Origin of the sequence: Micromonospora sp. NPDC048170 (assembly GCF_040652795.1) — a bacterium.
In the GTDB taxonomy this organism is placed as follows: Bacteria; Actinomycetota; Actinomycetes; order Mycobacteriales; family Micromonosporaceae; genus Micromonospora.
The window spans coordinates 410,231-427,296 of record NZ_JBEZMR010000004.1; the positions used below are offsets into that span (position 1 = coordinate 410,231).

Here is a 17,066-nt window from a genome sequence, read left to right on the forward strand (position 1 = left end):
GGGCCGGTGCCCCCACGGTCGATTTGCCGGTCCGCCGGAGGCCACGGTGTGACGGGGAGGACGGCACGTGACGGTCATCGACCTCGGCGAGCGACGGGACACCCCGGCGCCAGCCGACCCCGGACCTCGCCGGTTCCTCCGCCGCTGGGCGCCGGCCCTGGTGGTCCTGCTCTGCCTGGTGGCGCCGACCGCCGCCGCACCATGGCCCACGCAGCCGCCGGTTGCCACGGTCCCGGCCGGCCCGGACGTGCAGGTCCTACCCTTCGGCGACGTGCTGCTGGTGGCCGACGGGCCGGAGTCCGCCGCAGGGCCGACGCCGCTACTGGCCGCTTATCAGCTGCCCACGGGCCGTCCGCTTTGGCGGGTGCCGCTGCCCGGCCCGGGGCGGGCCTATCAGGCTGTGCGCGTCGGCGACCTGGTGGTGCTCGGGGTGATGGTCGGGGCGCAGTCGCCGAGCGAGGTCGTCGGGCTCTCCGCCGCCGACGGCGGGGTGCGCTGGCGGGTCGAGGGGCGACTGCACGGGACCACCCCGGCGGGGCACCTGCTGGTGTGGGGCGTCGACGCGTCGGGCGTGTCCGTGCTGCGCTCGCTCGACCCCGCCGGGGGCGCTGCCCGGTGGTCACAGCGGCTGGCCGCGGAGGACGTGCACGCCGTGCGGCGGGACCTACGGGTGTCCCTGTTGGCGGTGCTGGCCGGGGGGCAGTTGGAGCTGCGCGACCCGGACACGGGCGCGGTGCTACGCGGGACGTCCGTGCCCGCCTCGGCCGGCCGGCCCAGGGTGCTGGACGCTACGGCGGAACTGGTGCTGCTCTCCGACGGGCTGGGCGCGCTGACCGCCTACGAGACCGCCACCCTGCGCCGGCGGTGGAGCCTGCCCCCCGGCCCGGCCGACCAGCCGGACGCCGCCGACTGTGGTCCCTTGATCTGTGTGGACGACGGGTCGCCCGCCACCCGACTGCTCGACCCCGTCACTGGCGAAACCCGGTGGCGGTCCGACATCGGGCCGCTGCTGGGTCCCGTCGGCAACCGGATGCTGGCCGTCCGGAGCGCCTCCGGCATCCTGCGGGAGCACGTGCTACTCGACGCGGCGACCGGCCAGCCGGTGCGGAACCTGGGCCGCTGGCAGGTCGCCAGCGACATATTGGTCTTGAGCGACGCGACGTTCGTGAGCCGTCGGCAGCGCGACGGGCGGGTCCTGGTCGGCCGGATCGACGAACGTGGGGACGGCGTGCAGGTGCTGGCGGCGCTGCACGGCGTGGTGGGGGTCTGCGGCGTCTTCCGCTCGTTCGTCCTCTGTCGCCGGGAGGGTGGCGCGCTCGGCGTCTGGGAGCTGCCGGATGCCCGGTGACCGGAAGGGACGCGCATGACGCTGATCGACCTCGGTGAGCTGCGCGACGAGCCGGACCGCGACCTGCCGCCGCCCCGCCCGCCCCGCGCCGTCGGCCGGCCGCTGCGGGTCGCGCTGGTGCTCGCGTTGCTGGTGGCGACGGTGGCCGGCGCGGCGCCGACGCCGGAACGGATCTCGGTCGTCGTGCCGGCCGGCGTGCGGGCGGAGGCGTTCCCTGACGGTGACCGGCTCTACGTGGTCGGCCCGGCGGAGGGAGAGACCGCGGGGACCGCCGAGGTGCGCGCCTACGCCATGCCCCTGCGGGAGTCGGCCGCCGGCCGGTCGCCGGTCCTGTCGTGGCGTGCCGTGGTTCCGGTGGGCGACCGGGTCTGGCAGGCCCGGACCTGGCCGGGCGTGGTGGTGTTCGCGGTCGCCGGTGAGCAGGACCTGGGTCAGACGCTCGCGCTCGACGCCGCTACCGGCCGCGAGCGCTGGCGGCAGCCCGGCTTCCCCTGGTGGGATCGGGCCGGGACCCTGCTGGTGCAGAGCGGCGGGGAGGACGGGGGCACGCTGCGGTCGGTGGACCCGGCCTCCGGACGGACGACCTGGTCGGTGCCGACGTCGCGGGAAGGTGCGATGTACAGCGTCCGCGACGGGCTGATCGACCGGATCGTGCTGGCCCCCGCGCGGGGGCGGGTCGAGGTGCGCGACGTCCGCTCGGGCGAGCTGGTGCACGCGGCGGACCTGCGCCTGGGCGAGCTGCCCGGGTACGGGCACGCGATGGTGGCCAATGGCCTTCTGCTGGTCCTGCGACCGGCGGCGGGAGTGCTGACCGCGTACGGGCTGGACGGGCTCCGGCAGCGGTGGGAGACGAGCCTGCCACTGATGGACCACATCGAGGACTGCGGCGAGGTGCTCTGCGCCAACGGGCGGACCGGCGGGTTCAGCGCTGTCGACCCGGCCACCGGTGCCATCCGCTGGACCGGGGGCCGGTGGGCGGGGGGGTTGCACGCGCAGGGTGACCGGCTGCTCGCGCTCGAGCCCGGGCCCCTCGGGGAGCGGTTCAGCGTGCTCGACGCGACGACCGGACGGGCGATCGCCGACCTCGGCATGTGGCAGCTGATGCCGGGGCACGGCGACGACCGGCTCCTCGCCGTTCGCCCGGCCGCCACCGGCGGTGGGCTGGTGGTCGCCGAGCTGGACCTCGCCGCCGGCCGGGTCCGGGTGCTCGACGTGCTGCGGGACGCCTCCGGGGACTGCCGTGGCAGCGTCGACACGGTGCTGTGCCGGCTGCACTCGGGCGGGTTCGGCGTCTGGCGGTTCCGGGGCTGAGCCCTGTGCGGCGCGGCCGCTGCCCAGGCCCCGCCCGGATCACCAGTTGGCCTGCTCCGGTGCCGGGGGAAGTGGCACGCCGGGCGGCCGGAGCACGTACGCCACCCCGCCGCTGCCGGTCTGCCAGGCGGCCTCGAACCGGTCCCGGTCGACGGTCCGGCGCACCGCGTCGTCGTCCGGGGCGTACGGGTCGTTGAGCACCGGTGCGCCGGCGTCGGTGAAGCCGACCAGCACCATCAGGTGTCCGGCGGTGTCGTAGTCCAGCCCGGGCACCTGGCCGGCGGTGAACGCGGCGGAGACGATCAGCGGGATGCCGGCGGCCACGAACGCCTCCGCCTCGGCCAGCGAGCGCAGCCGGGTGACGAAGGCGTCCACGCCGTGCAGGCCGGCGTACGCGGTGTTGAACGGCCAGTTCCCGGCCCCGGCGTAGGCGTGGTCGTAGCAGTGCCGCGCGGCGTGCACCACCACCGGGCGGGGGCCGGCCGGGGCCACCCAGGCGTACCGGGTCGGTGCCGGGGCGGCGCCCCAGAAGGCCAGCACCATGGAGGTGCAGGTGGGGCTGCACCAGGAGTCACCGCCACCGCCCCACTGCGGGTGGGCGCCGGCGTGCAGCCGCTGCGAGTAGCGCGGTACGTCCAGCACGGTGCCCCAGCCGGCCGGCGTCGCCCCGGTCGCTTCGCCCGTCCCGGTTGCCCTGCTCGCTTCGCTTGCCCCGGTCGTCGCGGTTGCCCTGGTCGCCCCGGTCGCCCCGGTCGCCCCGGTCGCCGTGGTCGCCGTGGGGCGGGGGCCGGCGGCGACCGCACCGATCGCGCGCAGCACCGGGGTCGCGTCGGTGCCCTCCGGCCTCAGCAGCGTCACCCGGACCTGCCAGCCGGTGACCGTCGCACCCGTCGTCACCAGGGTGTCCGTGTCCACCCGGGCGTCGGCGTCGCGTTGCCCGGGCACGGACGTCCGGCGGAACACGTGGTCGTCGGCCGCCCAGTCGGCGAGGACGTACCACCCGGTGGCCGGGGCGCCGTCGTGCCAGCCCCGCAGCTCCACCCGCAGCCAGCAGTCGCCGGGCGTGTCTCCGGTCCACGAGGGCACCACGTCGCGCACGGCGAAGCCGACCGGCACGGGCGGGGACGTCCAGCTGCCGGCCGCGTACCGGCGGGTGCGGCCGTCGGCGTCGGTGTGGGCGATCCGGTCGGCCGGGTCGGCCAGTTCGAGCCCACGCCCGCCCGCGCGCAGCCCGGACAGGCTCCCCAGCCCGGCGTCGGCGGGGAGGCGGAAGCCCCGGTAGGCGACGTCCCGGTAGCTGACGTCCCGCCGGATCATCGGCGCCGCGTCGGTCATGCGTCTCCCCGTCCGTCGCGAAGGTTTGCGCCGAAAGCATCGCGTACGACGAAGGTTTTCTGCAACGGGGCCGACCCGGGACGGCGGGTGCGGGCCGGTTTGGCTGCCGGCACTAGGTTGTGGGTGGTCAGGGGCGCGAGGAGGCCGGGATGCGGGTACTGGTGGTCGAGGACGAGCGCAACCTCGCCGACGCGATCGCGCGAGGGTTGCGCAAGCGGGGCATGGCGGTGGACGTCGCCTACGACGGCGACAGCGGCCACGAGATGGCGTTCGTCACCCGGTACGACGTGGTGGTCCTGGACCGGGACCTGCCCGGCATGCACGGCGACCAGATCTGCGCCGAGCTGGCCACCTCCGGCACCCTCACCCGGGTGCTGATGCTGACCGCCAGCGGCACCGTCGCCGACCGGGTGGAGGGGTTGCAGCTCGGCGCGGACGACTACCTGCCGAAGCCGTTCGCCTTCGACGAGCTGGTCGCCCGGGTGCAGGCGCTCGGGCGCCGGGCCACCCCGGCCGCGCCGCCGGTGCTCGAACTGGCCGACCTGGTCCTCGACCCGGCCCGTCGGGTGGCCACCCGGGCCGGTCAGCCGGTCGACCTGACCAACAAGGAGTTCGGCGTGCTCTGTGAGCTGCTCAAGGCGCGCGGCGCGGTGGTCTCCAGCGAGGAGCTGCTGGAACGGGTCTGGGACGCCAACACCGACCCGTTCACCACGATCGTCCGGGTCACCGTCATGACGCTGCGCAAGAAGCTCGGCGACCCGCCGCTGATCGAGACGGTGGTCGGTGCGGGCTACCGCACGGCGGAGCCGTCGGCATGAGCGCGAGGAGTGAGCCTGCTCTGAAGGCCGCGCGGTCGGGCGCGAAGGCCGACGCCGCGACCCGGCGGAGCCGGCTGCGGCCCACGCTGCGACTGCGGCTGACCCTGCTCAACGGGGTCCTGCTGGTCGGCGCGGGCGCGATCCTGGTGCTGCTGGCCTGGCTGCTGGTCCGCGACGCGCTGCGCCCGACCGACGAGCTGCTGCCCGGCACCACGGTGGTGCTGGCCGACGGCCGGTCGCTGGACGCCGCGCAGTGGCAGCGTCAACTGGTCGACGCCGCCAGTGGGGAGTTGCTGGTCAAGGGCCTGGTGGCGTTGCTGGCGATCAGCGTCGTCGGGGTGGCCGGCGCGTACGCGGTCGCCGGCCGGGCGCTGCGCCCGCTGCACCAGGTCACCGCCACCGCCCGCCGGCTCGGCGAGACCACCCTGGACCAGCGGATCGGCTACTCGGGCGCCGACGACGAGGTGGCCGAACTGGCGGCGACCTTCGACGAGATGCTGGACCGGATCGCCGCCGCGTTCGAGGCACAGAAGCGCTTCGTGGCCAACGCCTCGCACGAGCTGCGGACGCCCCTCGCGGTGATGCGTACCGAGATCGACGTGACGCTCAGCGACGACGAGGCGGACGCCGCCGAGTACCGCCGGATGGCCACCGTGGTCCGGGACGCCTCCGAGCGGGCCAACGGGCTGGTCGACGCCCTGCTGGTGCTCGCCCGCAGCGAGGCCCAGGCGGGCCGCCGGCTCGGCCGCCGCACCGAGTGCGACCTCGCCGCCGGCACCGCGAACGCCCTGTCGGCGGTACGCCGGGAGGTGGAGCGGATAAAGCTGCGGGTGCAGACCTCGCTGGAGTCCGCGCCCGTCGTCGGCGACCCGGGGCTGCTCGACCGGCTGGCCGGCAACCTGATCGAGAACGCGATCCGCTACAACCACCTGCACGGCCGGCTCTGGGTGCGTACCGGTTCGGACGGGTGCCGGTCCTGGCTGGTGGTGGGCAACACCGGCTTCGAAGTGGACCAGGCCGACGTGCCGGGCCTGTTCGAGCCGTTCCGGCGCGGCGGCCGGGAGCGTACCGGGGCGCGGGGCTCGGGCCTCGGGCTCTCCATCGTCCGGGCGGTCTGCGACGCGCACGGCGGCACCGTCAAGGTGATCGCCCAGCCCGGCGGCGGGCTGGAGGTCACCGTGACCCTGCCGGCGGCGGAGGCCGCCCCGGCCGTCACCGCCGGGGAACCGGCCGTCCGGCGCTGACGGGGTCGTCCCTGGGTTGCGGGGCAGGCTGGCCGGATGGAAGGATCATGACGTCAGCCCGATGACCGAAGGGGGGTGCGTCGATGTCCACGATCGTGATCTCCGCGCCCCGTCTCGCCGGCTGACCCTTTTCGCACGCGGGGCGCCTTCATCCCCAGCGGAGGAACCCGTGTATCCACGGATTCAGAACATCAGTTTCGACTGTCACGACACCCACGGCCTCTCCGGCTTCTGGTCGGCGGTGCCCGGCCTCGGCGCGGCCCTGGTGACCGACCGGCGACGCGCCGACGGCACGGGCTGGGTGACGCTCGCCGACCTGGAGGGCAACGAGTGCTGCGTCCTGCGCGGCGCGGCGGAGCGGACGGGCACGACCATCGAGGAGGAACACCCGTGAGCGCACGGATCCACAACATCGGCATCGACTGCCGCGACACGTACGCCCTGTCCGGCTTCTGGGCGCAGGTCTTCGAGTGCCCCCGCCAGCCGGACGACTTCCCCGGCGACCCGGAGGCCATGCTGCTGCCCCCGGGTGGCCCGGAGGTGCTCTTCCTGGCCGTGCCCGAAGGCAAGAAGGTGAAGAACCGCCTGCACCTCGACCTGGAGCCCACGGACCGGACGCGGGACGAGGAGGTCGCGAGGCTGTTGGGCATCGGGGCCACCCAGGTCGCCGACGAGCGTCGCCCCGACGGCTCGGGCTGGGTGGTGCTCGCCGACCCGGAGGGCAACGAGTTCTGCGTCCTGCGCAGTGCCGCCGAACGGGCCGCCACGGCGGGCTGACGTGCAAGGGGCCCGTCCACGGAGGTGGACGGGCCCCGCGCGCTGCCGTACGGGTCAGTACTTCTGCTCGATCTCACCGCGGATCGCGACGAACTCCGCCGCCGAGGCGGCCGCGGAGGAGAAGAACATCACGATGATCCCGAGGCTGCCGTGGTCGGCCCACGCGCAGACGCCCAGCGGCACGCTGGCGGACTCGCCGTCGCCACACTTGGCCAGGCCGCCCTGCGGTCCGGGGGCGATGGTGCTCATCTTCTTGACGGCGAGGTCCTTCGACATGCCCTTGATCGCGTCGTCGAGCTCCCGTTCGGGGTTGAGCACGAAGGTGGAGGCGGCGATCACCATGACCATGTTCCGCTCGTCGGCGCTGCCGTAGAAGGCGCCGGCGACACCGGTCTCGCCGCGTACCGAGGAACGCAGCTCCCGGACCATGTCGTCGGCGGCCTTCCGCAGCGTCGGCTCGGTGCTCTTGGCGCGACCCGCGAGGGTCTCCGGGGCGACGACCCGGATCTGAGGGGCGGTGCTGGGCTCGGGGGACGGGGCGGCCACGGACGACGCGCCGGCGCTCGGCGTGGCTTTCGACGCCGCCACGGTCGGGGTCGAGGTGACCTTCGGGTCGGAGCGCTGCCCGCCCTCGTAGGCGAGGTAGGCGACGCCGCCTCCGCCGAGGCAGAGCACCAGCAGCCCGACCAGGCCCAGGGCCAGGACCAGCTGGTGCGACCTCGCCGGACGTTCCCCGCCGGGAGCGGGCGGCGGGTAGCCGGCGTACGGACTGGTGGGGAACCCGCCCTGCGGCGTGACGGGATATCCGCCGTACGGCTGGGTGGGATAGGGCTGGGCCGGCGGGGGAGCGGGGCGTGGCGCGGCGGGCCAAGCGCCGTCGTACGGCGGCTGCCCGCCCGGCGGGGACGCCCAGCCGGCGGCGGGCGGTTCCGGGTAGCCCTCCGGTCGCGGCGGATGGAAGTCGTAGTGCGGCTCGTGCTCCGGCTGCCCGGACCAGGGATCGACCGGCGGTGAGGACATTGGTCAGCTCCAGGCGAGGGGTGCGAACGGGTGATCGTAGCCAGCCACCGCACGGTAGCGCTGCCCGATCCCGAACGGACCGGCCGCAACGACGTTCGCGGTGGCCACCACCATCCAAGCTGGACGGGGCAACCACCGCGAACGCGGGGCTGGTGTGGGTCAGGCGGGCAGGCTCGCCACCCCGTGCGGCAGGAACCGCTGGCCGGTGACCCGCTCGGAGGTGCCGGTCCGGTCCAGGTACGGCGTGATGCCGCCCAGGTGGAACGGCCAACCCGCGCCGAGGACCATGCACAGGTCGATGTCCTGCGCCTCGGCGACGACACCCTCGTCGAGCATCAGCCGGATCTCCTGCGCCAGCGCGTCGAGCGCGTTCTGGCGCACCTGCTCGGCGGTGAGTGGCTGGTCGCCGACCACGAGCAGCTTGGCCACCTCGTCGTTGACCTGGTCGTCGACGACGATCGGCTGACCGGAGTCGGCGATCCGCTTGAGGTTCTCGCTGACGTCGAACCGGTCCGGGAACGCGGCGTGCAGGGTGCCGCCCACGTGGTAGGCGACGGCCGGCCCGACGAGCTGGAGCAGGGCGAGCGGGCGCATCGGCAGGCCCAGCGGGTCCAGCGCGCTGTTCGCCACGTCCAGCGGGGTGCCCGCGTCCACGGCGGCGAAGACGGCGCCGAGGAAGCGGGTGAGCAGCCGGTTGACCACGAACGCCGGGGCGTCCTTCACCAGGACGCTCGACTTCTTCAGCTGCCTGCCGACCGCGAACGCGGTGGCGAGCGTCGCGTCGTCCGTCCGCTCACCCCGGACGATCTCCAGCAGCGGCAGCACGGCGACCGGGTTGAAGAAGTGGAAGCCGACCACCCGCTCGGGGTGCTCCAGCTCCTCGGCCATCTCCGTAATCGACAGGGAGGAGGTGTTGGTGGCCAGCACCGCCTCCGGCTTGACGATCTTCTCCAGCTCGGCCCAGACCTGCTTCTTGACGGCCAGGTCCTCGAAGACCGCCTCGATGACGAAGTCGGCGTCCGCGAAGACGCCCTTGTCGACGGAGCCGCTGACCAGGCCGTACAGCTTGGCGGCGGTGCCCTTGTCCATCCGGCCCTTGCTGACGGCCTTCTCGATCTGGGCGTGCACGTAGGCCACGCCCTTGTCCACCCGGGCCTGGTCCAGGTCGGTCAGCACGACCGGCACCTGGAGGCGGCGGGCGAAGAGCAGGGCGAGCTGGCTGGCCATCAGGCCCGCGCCGACGATGCCCACCTTGGTGACCGGGCGGGCCAGGCCCTTGTCCGGCGCGCCGGCCGGTCGCTTGGCCCGCCGCTGCACCAGGTCGAACGCGTAGAGGCCGCTGCGCAGCTCCTCGGAGAAGACCAGGTCGGCGAGGGCCTCGTCCTCGGCGGCGGTGCCGGTGGCGAAGTCGGCGTCCTTCGCCGTCTCCAGCAGGTCCAGCGCCCGGTACGCGGACGGGACCGCGCCGTGCAGGCGCTGGTCGAGGGTCTGCCGGGCGAAGTAGAGCACGCCCGCCCACATGTCCTTGTCGACCTCGGGCCGGGTCACGGTGACCTCGCCCCGGACGACGCCGGCGGCCCACTCCAGGGACCGCTCCAGGAAGTCCGCCGGCTCCAGCAGCACGTCCGCGATGCCCATCTCGGCGGCCTGCTTCGGCTTGAGCATCTTGTTCTGCATGAGCGGGTTCTGGATGATCACCTGGGTCGCAGCCGGGATGCCGATCAGGTTCGGCAGCAGCTGGGTGCCGCCCCAGCCGGGCACCAGGCCGAGGAAGACCTCGGGCAGGGCCAGCGCCCCCGCGCCACCGGAGAGCGTCCGGTAGTGGCAGTGCAACGCCAGCTCCAGGCCGCCGCCCATCGCCGCGCCGTTGACGAAGGCGAAGGTCGGGACCTCGCTGTCCTTGAGCCGGGCGAAGACCCGGTGGCCGAGCCGCCCGATCTCCAGGGCCTGCTCGGGGTCCGCGAGCTGCGGGAGGCTGGTGAGGTCCGCGCCCACGCAGAAGACGTACGGCTTGCCGGTGACCGCGACGAACGCCGGCTCCGCCGCCAGGGCCGCCGTGATCGCCTCGTCCAGGCTGGTCAGGCCGCCCGGGCCGAAGCTGTTCGGCTTGGTGTGGTCGAAGCCGTTGTCGAGGGTGATCAGGGCGGCCGGCCGGTCCAGCCCCGGTACGTTCACCTGGCGCAGCAGCGCCCTGGTGACGACCTCGTTCGGTGCGGCGAGCGCGCTCACTGCGTCTCCTCCGTTCGCGGCTGCGGGACTCGCAGGCCCGGCTCGTTCCTCGCGCTCACTTGTCTTCACCCTCCCAGTGCGGGTTCTCCCAGATCACGGTGCCGCCCATGCCGATGCCGATGCACATGGCGGTGAGGCCGTAGCGCACCTCGGGGTGCTCGGCGAACTGCCGGGCCAGCTGGGTCATCAGCCGGACGCCCGAGGAGGCGAGCGGGTGACCGATGGCGATCGCGCCGCCCCACGGGTTGACCCGCGGGTCGTCGTCGGCGATGCCGAAGTGGTCGAGGAAGGCGAGCACCTGCACGGCGAAGGCCTCGTTCAGCTCGAACAGGCCGATGTCGTCGATGGTCAGGCCGGCGAGGCGCAGCGCCTTCTCGGTCGACGGGATCGGGCCGACACCCATCACCTCGGGCTCCACGCCGACGAAGCCGAACGACACCAGCCGCATGGCGACCGGCAGGCCCAGCTCGCGGGCGACGTCCTCGGAGGCGAGCAGGCTGGCGGTGGCGCCGTCGTTCAGGCCGGCCGCGTTGCCCGCGGTGACCTTGCCGTGCGGGCGGAACGGGGTCTTCAGGGTGGCGAGCTTCTCCAGGGAGGTGTCCCGGGGAGCCTCGTCGACCGTGGCCATGCCCCAGGCGTTCTCCGCGTCGCGGACCGCCACCGACACCAGGTCGTCCTGGAGCTTGCCGTTGGCGTACGCCTTGGCGGTCTTCTGCTGCGAGGCGAGCGCGAACGCGTCGGTGCGCTCCTTGGTGATGTGCGGGACCCGGTCGTGCAGGTTCTCCGCGGTCGCGCCCATGACCAGTGCGGACGGGTCGACCAGCTTCTCGGCGACGATCCGCGGGTTCGGGTCGACGCCCTCGCCCATCGGGTGCCGACCCATGTGCTCGACCCCGCCGGCGATGGCGATGTCGTAGGCACCCATGGCGATGCCGCTGGCGACGGTGGTCACCGCGGTCATGGCGCCGGCGCACATCCGGTCGATCGCGAAGCCGGGGACGGTCTTGGGCAGGCCCGCCAGCAGGGCGGCGGTCCGGCCGATGGTCAGGCCCTGGTCGCCGATCTGGGTGGTGGCGGCGATGGCGACCTCCTCGACCCGCTCCGGCGGCAGCTGCGGGTTGCGGCGCAGCAGTTCGCGGATGCAGCGGATCACCAGGTCGTCGGCGCGGGTGTTGGCGTACATGCCACCCGCCTTGCCGAACGGGGTACGGACGCCGTCGACGAAGACGACATCCCGGACTTCACGGGGCACTTGAGCCTCCTTGCCGGCACGGGCGTGTTCTGCCGAATGCTACTCGCCAGTAACCAGCCCTGGCACCCACCCCACTGTGTCCAACCCCACACCCCTCCCGCCCGGCGCGGGGCGGGCTAGGGGTTCGGGGGCGGGTCCTGGAGGGACTCCGCCAGGGCGGGGAGAAGAAGGGCGATCTGCCACTCGCGGGCGTTGAAGCCCCGGAGGGTGTCCGCGACGGCCACCTCGGTGACCTCCTCCGGGGGCACCCAGGCCAGCCGGCGGATCGAGTCGGGGGTGATCAGGTTCTCCGGCGGCAGCTGGTGCGCGCCGGCGATCCGGACCACCACCTCCCGGCACCGGGCCAGCCGGGCCGCCGCCACCGGGTCCCGCTCCGCCCAGCGGTGCGGCGGGGGAGGGCCCTCGACCGTCGGGGCGACCGGCAGCGCGTCGTCGGGCAGCTGCCGCGCGTCGTCCAGGGCGGCCAGCCAGGTGCGGGCCAGCCGGCGTACCGAGCGACCACCGAAACCGGGCAGGGTGAGCAGTGTCTGCTCGTCCTTCGGATCCAACTCCGCCGCCGCGACGATGGCCGAGTCCGGCAGCACCCGCCCCGGGGCGGCGTCCCGCCGGGCCGCGATCTGGTCCCGGGCGTACCAGAGGGAACGCACCCGGGCCTGGGCCCGCGCCCCGCGCACCCGGTGGATGCCGGACGTGCGGCGCCACGGCTCGGCCCGGACCCGCGGCGGCCGGGCGCCGGTGCGCACCAGCGCGGCGAACTCCTCCGCCGCCCACGCGGACTTGCCCTGCCGGGTCAGCTCCTCGTCGAGCGCGTCGCGCAGGTCGATCAACATCTCCACGTCGAGCGCGGCGTAGGTCAGCCAGGCCTCCGGCAGCGGGCGGCTCGACCAGTCGGCCGCCGAGTGGTGCTTCTCCAGGCTGTAGCCGAGCAACTGCTCGGTCAGGGCGGCCAGGCCGACCCGTTCGAATCCGGCCAGCCGGGCGGCCAGTTCGGTGTCGAACAGCCGGCGCGGGCGCAGGCCCAGCTCGGCCAGGCAGGGCAGATCCTGGCTGGCCGCGTGGAGCACCCACTCGGCCTCGCCGATCACCGTGTCGAGGGCGCTCAGGTCGGGCAGCGGCAGCGGGTCGATCAGCGCCGTGCCGGAACCGGCCCGGCGCAGCTGCACCAGATAGGCGCGCTGGCTGTAGCGGTAACCCGAGGCGCGTTCGGCGTCCAGCGCGACGGGGCCGGTGCCTGCGGCGAAGCGGGCCACGACCTCGTCCAACTCGCCCGGCACGGCCGCCGGCTGGGGCGTGCCGTCGCGCGGGGCGGTCAGCGGAACGGGCCCGTCGGCGGTCGGTTCGGTCCCCGCGGCCTCCGGCTCCGGTCGGGCCGACGGCGGGCGGTGCGCATCGTTTCCCGTACGGCTTTCGGCGGGCCGACGGCGCAGGGGTGGTTCGTCGGTCACCTGACAACCCTAGTGCGCGACGCGACGCGGTGGGTGAAGCCGGTCCGGTGTGTGTCGGCCGGACGACCGCCGGACGCTCCCGGCCGAAGCCGGACATCGGGGAAGACAAAGCCCGTCGGCGCAGGTACGGTCCATCGGGCCGTTGCGCGGGTGCGGCATCATCAGGTCCCGGAACGAAGCGGGGCGTCTACGGGGAGGCAAGGCGATCATGACTGCTGGCTACGGGTCGGCGGGCACGGGCCCGGCAGGACCGGGCGACGGCGGGGTCCCGCGGGGTACGGCCCGTCCCGGGCCACTGCCGCCCCGGATCGAACCGACCGCTCCCGCCTACCTGCCGCCGGGCGCCCCCGGTCAGCCCTCGACCGCCCCGTCCCCCCGGCCCGCCTGGTCCCCGCCGGCGCAGCCGGGCCAGTGGGGCGCCCCGGCCACTCCGAGCGCCCCGCAGGCCCCGACCGCAGCTCCCACCGCCGGCGGCTGGGGACATGGCGGGGCGCCGTCCGCCACCCCGGGCACGTCGACGCCGCCCGGCGCCGCCCCGGGCCCCGGCTGGCCCGCCGCGTCCGGTCCGACGCCGCTGGGCGCCACCGGTCAGCCGCCCGCCCACAACCACCCCCAGGCCCCCGGGACGGGGCAGCCGTACCCGTCGGGGACCGCCCATCCGGGTACCGCGCCGGCGGCGAAGGGGCGGTGGCTCACCGTCACCGCGCTCGTGCTCGCCGGCCTGCTGACCGTGGTGACGGGCGTGCAGGCATTCCAGATCAACCGGCTCTCGGACCGGCTGGGCGACACCGACAGCAGGCTGGAGGCGGCGCAGGCGGCCGACGGCACCCGCCTCGAAGGCCTGGAGTCCAGGGCGGGGGCGCTGGAGAAGCAGGCCGGCGCCGCGTTCAACCCGGAGGCCGTCGCCAGCGCCGTGCTGCCCAGCGTGTTCCGCGTCCGGGCCGGCAACTCCACCGGCACCGCGTTCGCGATCGGCAAGCCGGCCGCCGGCGGGGGCACCAACCTGTTCACCAACTACCACGTGGTGGACGCGCTCTGGCAGACCGGGGAACGGGAGGTCTTCCTGGAGCGCACCGACCAGCGCTTCCCGGCGACCATCGTCCGGGTCGACGAGGCGAACGACGTCGCCCACCTGCGCACCAACGGCAAGTTCACCGGCCTGATCGCCGCGCCCGCCGCGGTGAAGTCCGGGCAGCAGATCGTGGTCGTGGGCGCGCCGCTCGGCCTGGAGGACAGTGTCACCACCGGCGTGGTGAGCGCCTTCCGCCAGGCCGGTGGCGGCGAGGGCCCGGTCATCCAGTTCGACGCCCCGATCAACCCCGGCAACTCGGGCGGCCCGGTGGTCAACGGCAGCAAGCAGGTCGTCGGCATCGCGACCGCCAAGGCACGTAACGCCGAGGGGATCGGTCTCGCCGTACCGATCAAGGTCGCCTGCGACGGTTTCAAGATCTGCTGACCCCGTCAGCGCCCAAACCCACCCCCCCTCGGCCCGGCGCTCATCCCGCCCGGACCAGCACACGTGGAGGAAGAACGAGATGTCCCAGCCACCGACCGGGCCGGAGGGCTATCCGCCGTACCCGCCGTCCGCGCCCGGTCAGCCGCCGTCGGGCGGCACCCCGTACGGCACCACCTACGGCAGCCCCCGCCAGTACTCGCCCGAACAGCCGGACGCCGGCCAGCAGTACGCCGCCCCGGCCCCGTCGGCGCCGCAGCAGTACAACCCGGCCCCGCCCGCCGGTTACCCGCAGTCCACCCCGCCTGCCGGACCCGCCGGTTACCCGCAGTCCGCCCCGCCCGCGTCGCCCGGCTACGCCCCCGGTGGCGCGTCGTCCGGTTACGCCCCGGGCAGCGCGTCGCCCGCCGCCGCGCCGCACGCCGGCCAGGCCTCCGGCGGGCCGGCCTTCGGGCAGCCGATGTCCGTGCCCCCGGCGTCAGGGTCGGCGTACGGGCAGCCGATGTCCGCCCCGCCCGGCTCCGCCCCGCCCTTCGGCGCCCCCGCGCCGGGCGGCGCCGGCAAGAGCCACAAGGCGCTGGTCCTGGCCCTGGTGGCCGGGCTGCTCTTCGTGCTCGGCGGGGTGATGACCGGCCTGTACGTGACGACCAACAACGAGCTGGGCCGGACCGAGAAGAAGATGGCCAGCGAGGTCAGCCAGCGCGACGGCACCATCGCGGCGAACGGCAAGGAGATCGAGAAGCTCAAGGCCGACCTCCAGGGTGTCCGGGACAAGCTCGGCGACACCGAGCAGGACCTCACCGGCACCCGCAACGACCGGGACGAGCAGGCCCGGCAGAAGAAGGTAATCGCCAACTGCCTCGACAAGCTCACCACCGCGCTCGCCGCGGCGGCGAACAACAACAAGGCGGCCTACGAAAAGGCCATCCAGGGCATGGACAAGGTCTGCAACGAGGCCGAGAAGTATCTGTGAGGTGACCCGTCGCGGGGTCAGGCCGCGCCGGCGGGGCGACGCTCCGGCAGCGCGGTCACCCCGGGCGGGGGAAGCCCGGCGGTCGAGGCCAGCAGCGCGCACCAGGCCAGCAGGTGCGGGCCCAGGTCGTCGTCCACCGGCGTCCAGGAGGCGCGGATCTCGATGTCACCGGCCGCCGGTGGCCCGGCCAGGTCACCGAAGCGGGTCGACATGGTCTGGGTGACCGTGCCGCCGATCGCCCGGTGGCCCGCCTCCTGCGCCTCCAGCGCGTCGGTCAGCCACGTCCAGCCCACCCCCGGCAGCAGCGGGTCGGCGGCCAGGTCGACCTCCAGCTCCGCCGTCACGTAGGTGACCAGCCGCAGGGTGCCCTGCCACGCCTCGTGGCCGGCCGGATCGTGCAGCAGGATCAGCCGCCCCCCGGCCACCTCGTCGCCGTCGCGCAGGACGGTGGCGGAGAGCGCGAAGGCGTACGGGGCGAGTCGCTGCGGGGCGCCGACCTCCTCCAGCACGATCTCCGACCGGGGTGCCGCGGACCGCAGCCCGGCGACCGCGCGGGCGAAGGTCTCCGGGAGCGCGATCGGGGGGGCCATGCCGGCAGCCTATGCCGCCGGCCGCCCGCCCGCCCGAGAGGCGCGCCGACACCGCCCACCCCACGGCGGCGCCGCCGCCCCGGACAGGTCCCCTCCCCGGGGGACTGACGGGGGTCACAAAAGGCGGCGCTGCCTGCTGCCGCCCGCGCCCCGCGTGGCACGATGGCCGCGATGACCACCACGACGACGGGCGCCGACGCCCGAGACGAAGACCCCCGCCCCGGCGGACCGGCCGGCTCGCCCTTCGTCCGGGCCTGCCGGCGTCAGCCCGGCCCGCACACCCCCGTCTGGTTCATGCGCCAGGCCGGCCGCTCGCTGCCGGAGTACCGCGCGATCAGGGCCAACGTGGCGATGCTGGAATCCTGCCGCCGTCCCGACCTGGTCACCGAGATCACCCTCCAGCCGGTACGCCGGCACGGGGTGGACGCCGCGATCCTGTTCAGCGACATCGTCGTGCCGGTCGCCGCCGCCGGGGTCGACCTGGACATCGTGCCCGGCACCGGCCCGGTGGTCGCCGAGCCCGTACGCACCCTGTCCGACGTGGAGCGGATCCGGCCGATCACCCTCGACGACGTCTCGTACGTGGACGAGGCGGTCCGGATGCTCGTGGCCGAGCTGGGCGACACCCCGCTGATCGGGTTCGCCGGCGCGCCGTTCACCCTGGCCAGCTACCTGGTCGAGGGCGGGCCGTCGCGTACCCACGCGAAGACCAAGGCGCTGATGTACGGCCAGCCGGAGCTGTGGCACGCGCTGTGCGCCCGGCTGGCCGAGGTGACGCTGGAATTCCTGCGCATCCAGGTGGCGGCCGGGGTCTCCGCCGTGCAGCTCTTCGACTCGTGGGCCGGCGCCCTGTCGGAGGCCGACTACCGCCGCTTCGTGCTGCCGCACTCGGCGGGCGTGCTGGCCGCGCTGGCCGACGCGGGTGTCCCCCGGATCCACTTCGGGGTGGGCACCGGCGAGCTGCTCGGCGCGATGGGCGAGGCCGGCGCCGACGTGGTCGGCGTCGACTGGCGTACGCCGCTGGACGCGGCGACCCGGCGGATCGGGCCGGACCGGGCGGTGCAGGGCAACCTCGACCCGTGTGTGCTGTTCGCGCCGTGGCCGGTGATCGAGGGCGAGGTGCGGCGGATCCTGGAGCAGGGCCGGGCCGCCCCCGGGCACGTGTTCAACCTCGGGCACGGTGTGCTGCCGGAGACCGACCCGGACATGCTGACCCGCGTGGTCGCCCTGGTGCACGAGCTGTCCGCCCAGCCGGCCGACCGGGGCTGAGC

15 protein-coding genes are annotated in these 17,066 nt (G+C 74.6%); 9 read left to right on the top strand and 6 right to left on the bottom strand.

The window, feature by feature from the left end:
• Positions 1 to 67: 67 nt before the first annotated feature.
• Positions 68 to 1,348: a PQQ-binding-like beta-propeller repeat protein gene (locus AB0D32_RS10420; RefSeq protein WP_357087352.1), complete on the top strand. Its 1,281-nt coding sequence runs from the start codon at positions 68 to 70 to the stop codon at positions 1,346 to 1,348.
• Positions 1,349 to 1,363: 15 nt separating this feature from the next.
• Positions 1,364 to 2,659, top strand: a complete 1,296-nt coding sequence (locus AB0D32_RS10425; protein WP_357087354.1) for a PQQ-binding-like beta-propeller repeat protein — start codon at positions 1,364 to 1,366, stop codon at positions 2,657 to 2,659.
• Between the two features lie 39 nt (positions 2,660 to 2,698).
• Here the strand turns inward: AB0D32_RS10425 and AB0D32_RS10430 are convergent, their stop codons facing one another.
• Positions 2,699 to 3,994, bottom strand: coding sequence for a peptidase C39 family protein (locus AB0D32_RS10430; RefSeq protein WP_357087357.1), 1,296 nt, complete (start codon positions 3,992 to 3,994; stop codon positions 2,699 to 2,701).
• A gap of 149 nt (positions 3,995 to 4,143) precedes the next feature.
• Between AB0D32_RS10430 and AB0D32_RS10435 the strand changes: the two genes are divergently transcribed.
• The 4 genes from AB0D32_RS10435 (at position 4,144) to AB0D32_RS10450 (ending at position 6,833) form a co-directional block, all read left to right on the top strand.
• Positions 4,144 to 4,812, top strand: coding sequence for a response regulator transcription factor (locus AB0D32_RS10435; protein WP_357087359.1), 669 nt, complete (start codon positions 4,144 to 4,146; stop codon positions 4,810 to 4,812).
• Positions 4,813 to 4,886: 74 nt separating this feature from the next.
• A complete protein-coding gene (locus AB0D32_RS10440) occupies positions 4,887 to 6,056 on the top strand; it encodes a HAMP domain-containing sensor histidine kinase (RefSeq protein WP_357087463.1) in 1,170 nt (389 codons plus the stop codon).
• Between the two features lie 169 nt (positions 6,057 to 6,225).
• On the top strand, positions 6,226 to 6,450 hold the full coding sequence (locus AB0D32_RS10445; RefSeq protein WP_357087361.1) for a hypothetical protein: 225 nt from the start codon (positions 6,226 to 6,228) through the stop codon (positions 6,448 to 6,450).
• Complete coding sequence (locus AB0D32_RS10450; RefSeq protein WP_357087364.1) at positions 6,447 to 6,833, top strand: VOC family protein; 387 nt, start codon at positions 6,447 to 6,449, stop codon at positions 6,831 to 6,833. The genes AB0D32_RS10445 and AB0D32_RS10450 overlap by 4 nt, the downstream gene beginning before the upstream one ends.
• 54 nt (positions 6,834 to 6,887) lie before the next feature.
• Here AB0D32_RS10450 and AB0D32_RS10455 read toward each other — a convergent pair whose 3' ends face one another.
• From AB0D32_RS10455 to AB0D32_RS10470, 4 genes are all read right to left on the bottom strand, one after another.
• Complete coding sequence (locus AB0D32_RS10455; protein WP_357087366.1) at positions 6,888 to 7,853, bottom strand: hypothetical protein; 966 nt, start codon at positions 7,851 to 7,853, stop codon at positions 6,888 to 6,890.
• 159 nt (positions 7,854 to 8,012) lie between these two features.
• The gene (locus AB0D32_RS10460) at positions 8,013 to 10,082 is read right to left on the bottom strand and encodes a 3-hydroxyacyl-CoA dehydrogenase NAD-binding domain-containing protein (RefSeq protein WP_357087368.1); all 2,070 of its coding nucleotides are present in this window, start codon (positions 10,080 to 10,082) and stop codon (positions 8,013 to 8,015) included.
• A gap of 55 nt (positions 10,083 to 10,137) precedes the next feature.
• The gene (locus AB0D32_RS10465; protein ID WP_357087372.1) at positions 10,138 to 11,334 is read right to left on the bottom strand and encodes a thiolase family protein; all 1,197 of its coding nucleotides are present in this window, start codon (positions 11,332 to 11,334) and stop codon (positions 10,138 to 10,140) included.
• 116 nt (positions 11,335 to 11,450) lie between these two features.
• Positions 11,451 to 12,779, bottom strand: a complete 1,329-nt coding sequence (locus tag AB0D32_RS10470) for a ribonuclease D (protein WP_357087375.1) — start codon at positions 12,777 to 12,779, stop codon at positions 11,451 to 11,453.
• 208 nt (positions 12,780 to 12,987) lie between these two features.
• Between AB0D32_RS10470 and AB0D32_RS10475 the strand changes: the two genes are divergently transcribed.
• On the top strand, positions 12,988 to 14,235 hold the full coding sequence (locus AB0D32_RS10475; RefSeq protein ID WP_357087377.1) for a trypsin-like peptidase domain-containing protein: 1,248 nt from the start codon (positions 12,988 to 12,990) through the stop codon (positions 14,233 to 14,235).
• A gap of 79 nt (positions 14,236 to 14,314) precedes the next feature.
• Entirely contained in the window at positions 14,315 to 15,205 is an 891-nt protein-coding gene (locus tag AB0D32_RS10480; RefSeq protein ID WP_357087379.1) for a hypothetical protein, read from the top strand.
• Positions 15,206 to 15,222: 17 nt separating this feature from the next.
• Here the strand turns inward: AB0D32_RS10480 and AB0D32_RS10485 are convergent, their stop codons facing one another.
• Positions 15,223 to 15,795 carry a DUF3000 domain-containing protein gene (locus AB0D32_RS10485; protein ID WP_357087383.1) on the bottom strand — a complete coding sequence of 191 codons (573 nt, stop codon included), beginning with the start codon at positions 15,793 to 15,795 and terminating at the stop codon, positions 15,223 to 15,225.
• Positions 15,796 to 15,966: 171 nt separating this feature from the next.
• On the opposite strand from AB0D32_RS10485, the gene hemE reads away from it, so the two are divergent.
• The gene (gene hemE / locus AB0D32_RS10490; protein ID WP_357087386.1) at positions 15,967 to 17,064 is read left to right on the top strand and encodes a uroporphyrinogen decarboxylase; all 1,098 of its coding nucleotides are present in this window, start codon (positions 15,967 to 15,969) and stop codon (positions 17,062 to 17,064) included.
• Positions 17,065 to 17,066: the final 2 nt, after the last annotated feature.

What these genes read in the sequence shown, in the direction of transcription:
- AB0D32_RS10425 (WP_357087354.1), top strand. Translation starts at nt 1,364, where the DNA reads ATGACGCTGATCGACCTCGGTGAGCTGCGCGACGAGCCGGACCGCGAC.
- AB0D32_RS10430 (WP_357087357.1), bottom strand. Translation starts at nt 3,994, where the DNA reads ATGACCGACGCGGCGCCGATGATCCGGCGGGACGTCAGCTACCGGGAC.
- AB0D32_RS10435 (WP_357087359.1), top strand. Translation starts at nt 4,144, where the DNA reads ATGCGGGTACTGGTGGTCGAGGACGAGCGCAACCTCGCCGACGCGATC.
- AB0D32_RS10455 (WP_357087366.1), bottom strand. Translation starts at nt 7,853, where the DNA reads ATGTCCTCACCGCCGGTCGATCCCTGGTCCGGGCAGCCGGAGCACGAG.
- AB0D32_RS10475 (WP_357087377.1), top strand. Translation starts at nt 12,988, where the DNA reads ATGACTGCTGGCTACGGGTCGGCGGGCACGGGCCCGGCAGGACCGGGC.
- AB0D32_RS10480 (WP_357087379.1), top strand. Translation starts at nt 14,315, where the DNA reads ATGTCCCAGCCACCGACCGGGCCGGAGGGCTATCCGCCGTACCCGCCG.
- AB0D32_RS10485 (WP_357087383.1), bottom strand. Translation starts at nt 15,795, where the DNA reads ATGGCCCCCCCGATCGCGCTCCCGGAGACCTTCGCCCGCGCGGTCGCC.
- hemE (WP_357087386.1), top strand. Translation starts at nt 15,967, where the DNA reads ATGACCACCACGACGACGGGCGCCGACGCCCGAGACGAAGACCCCCGC.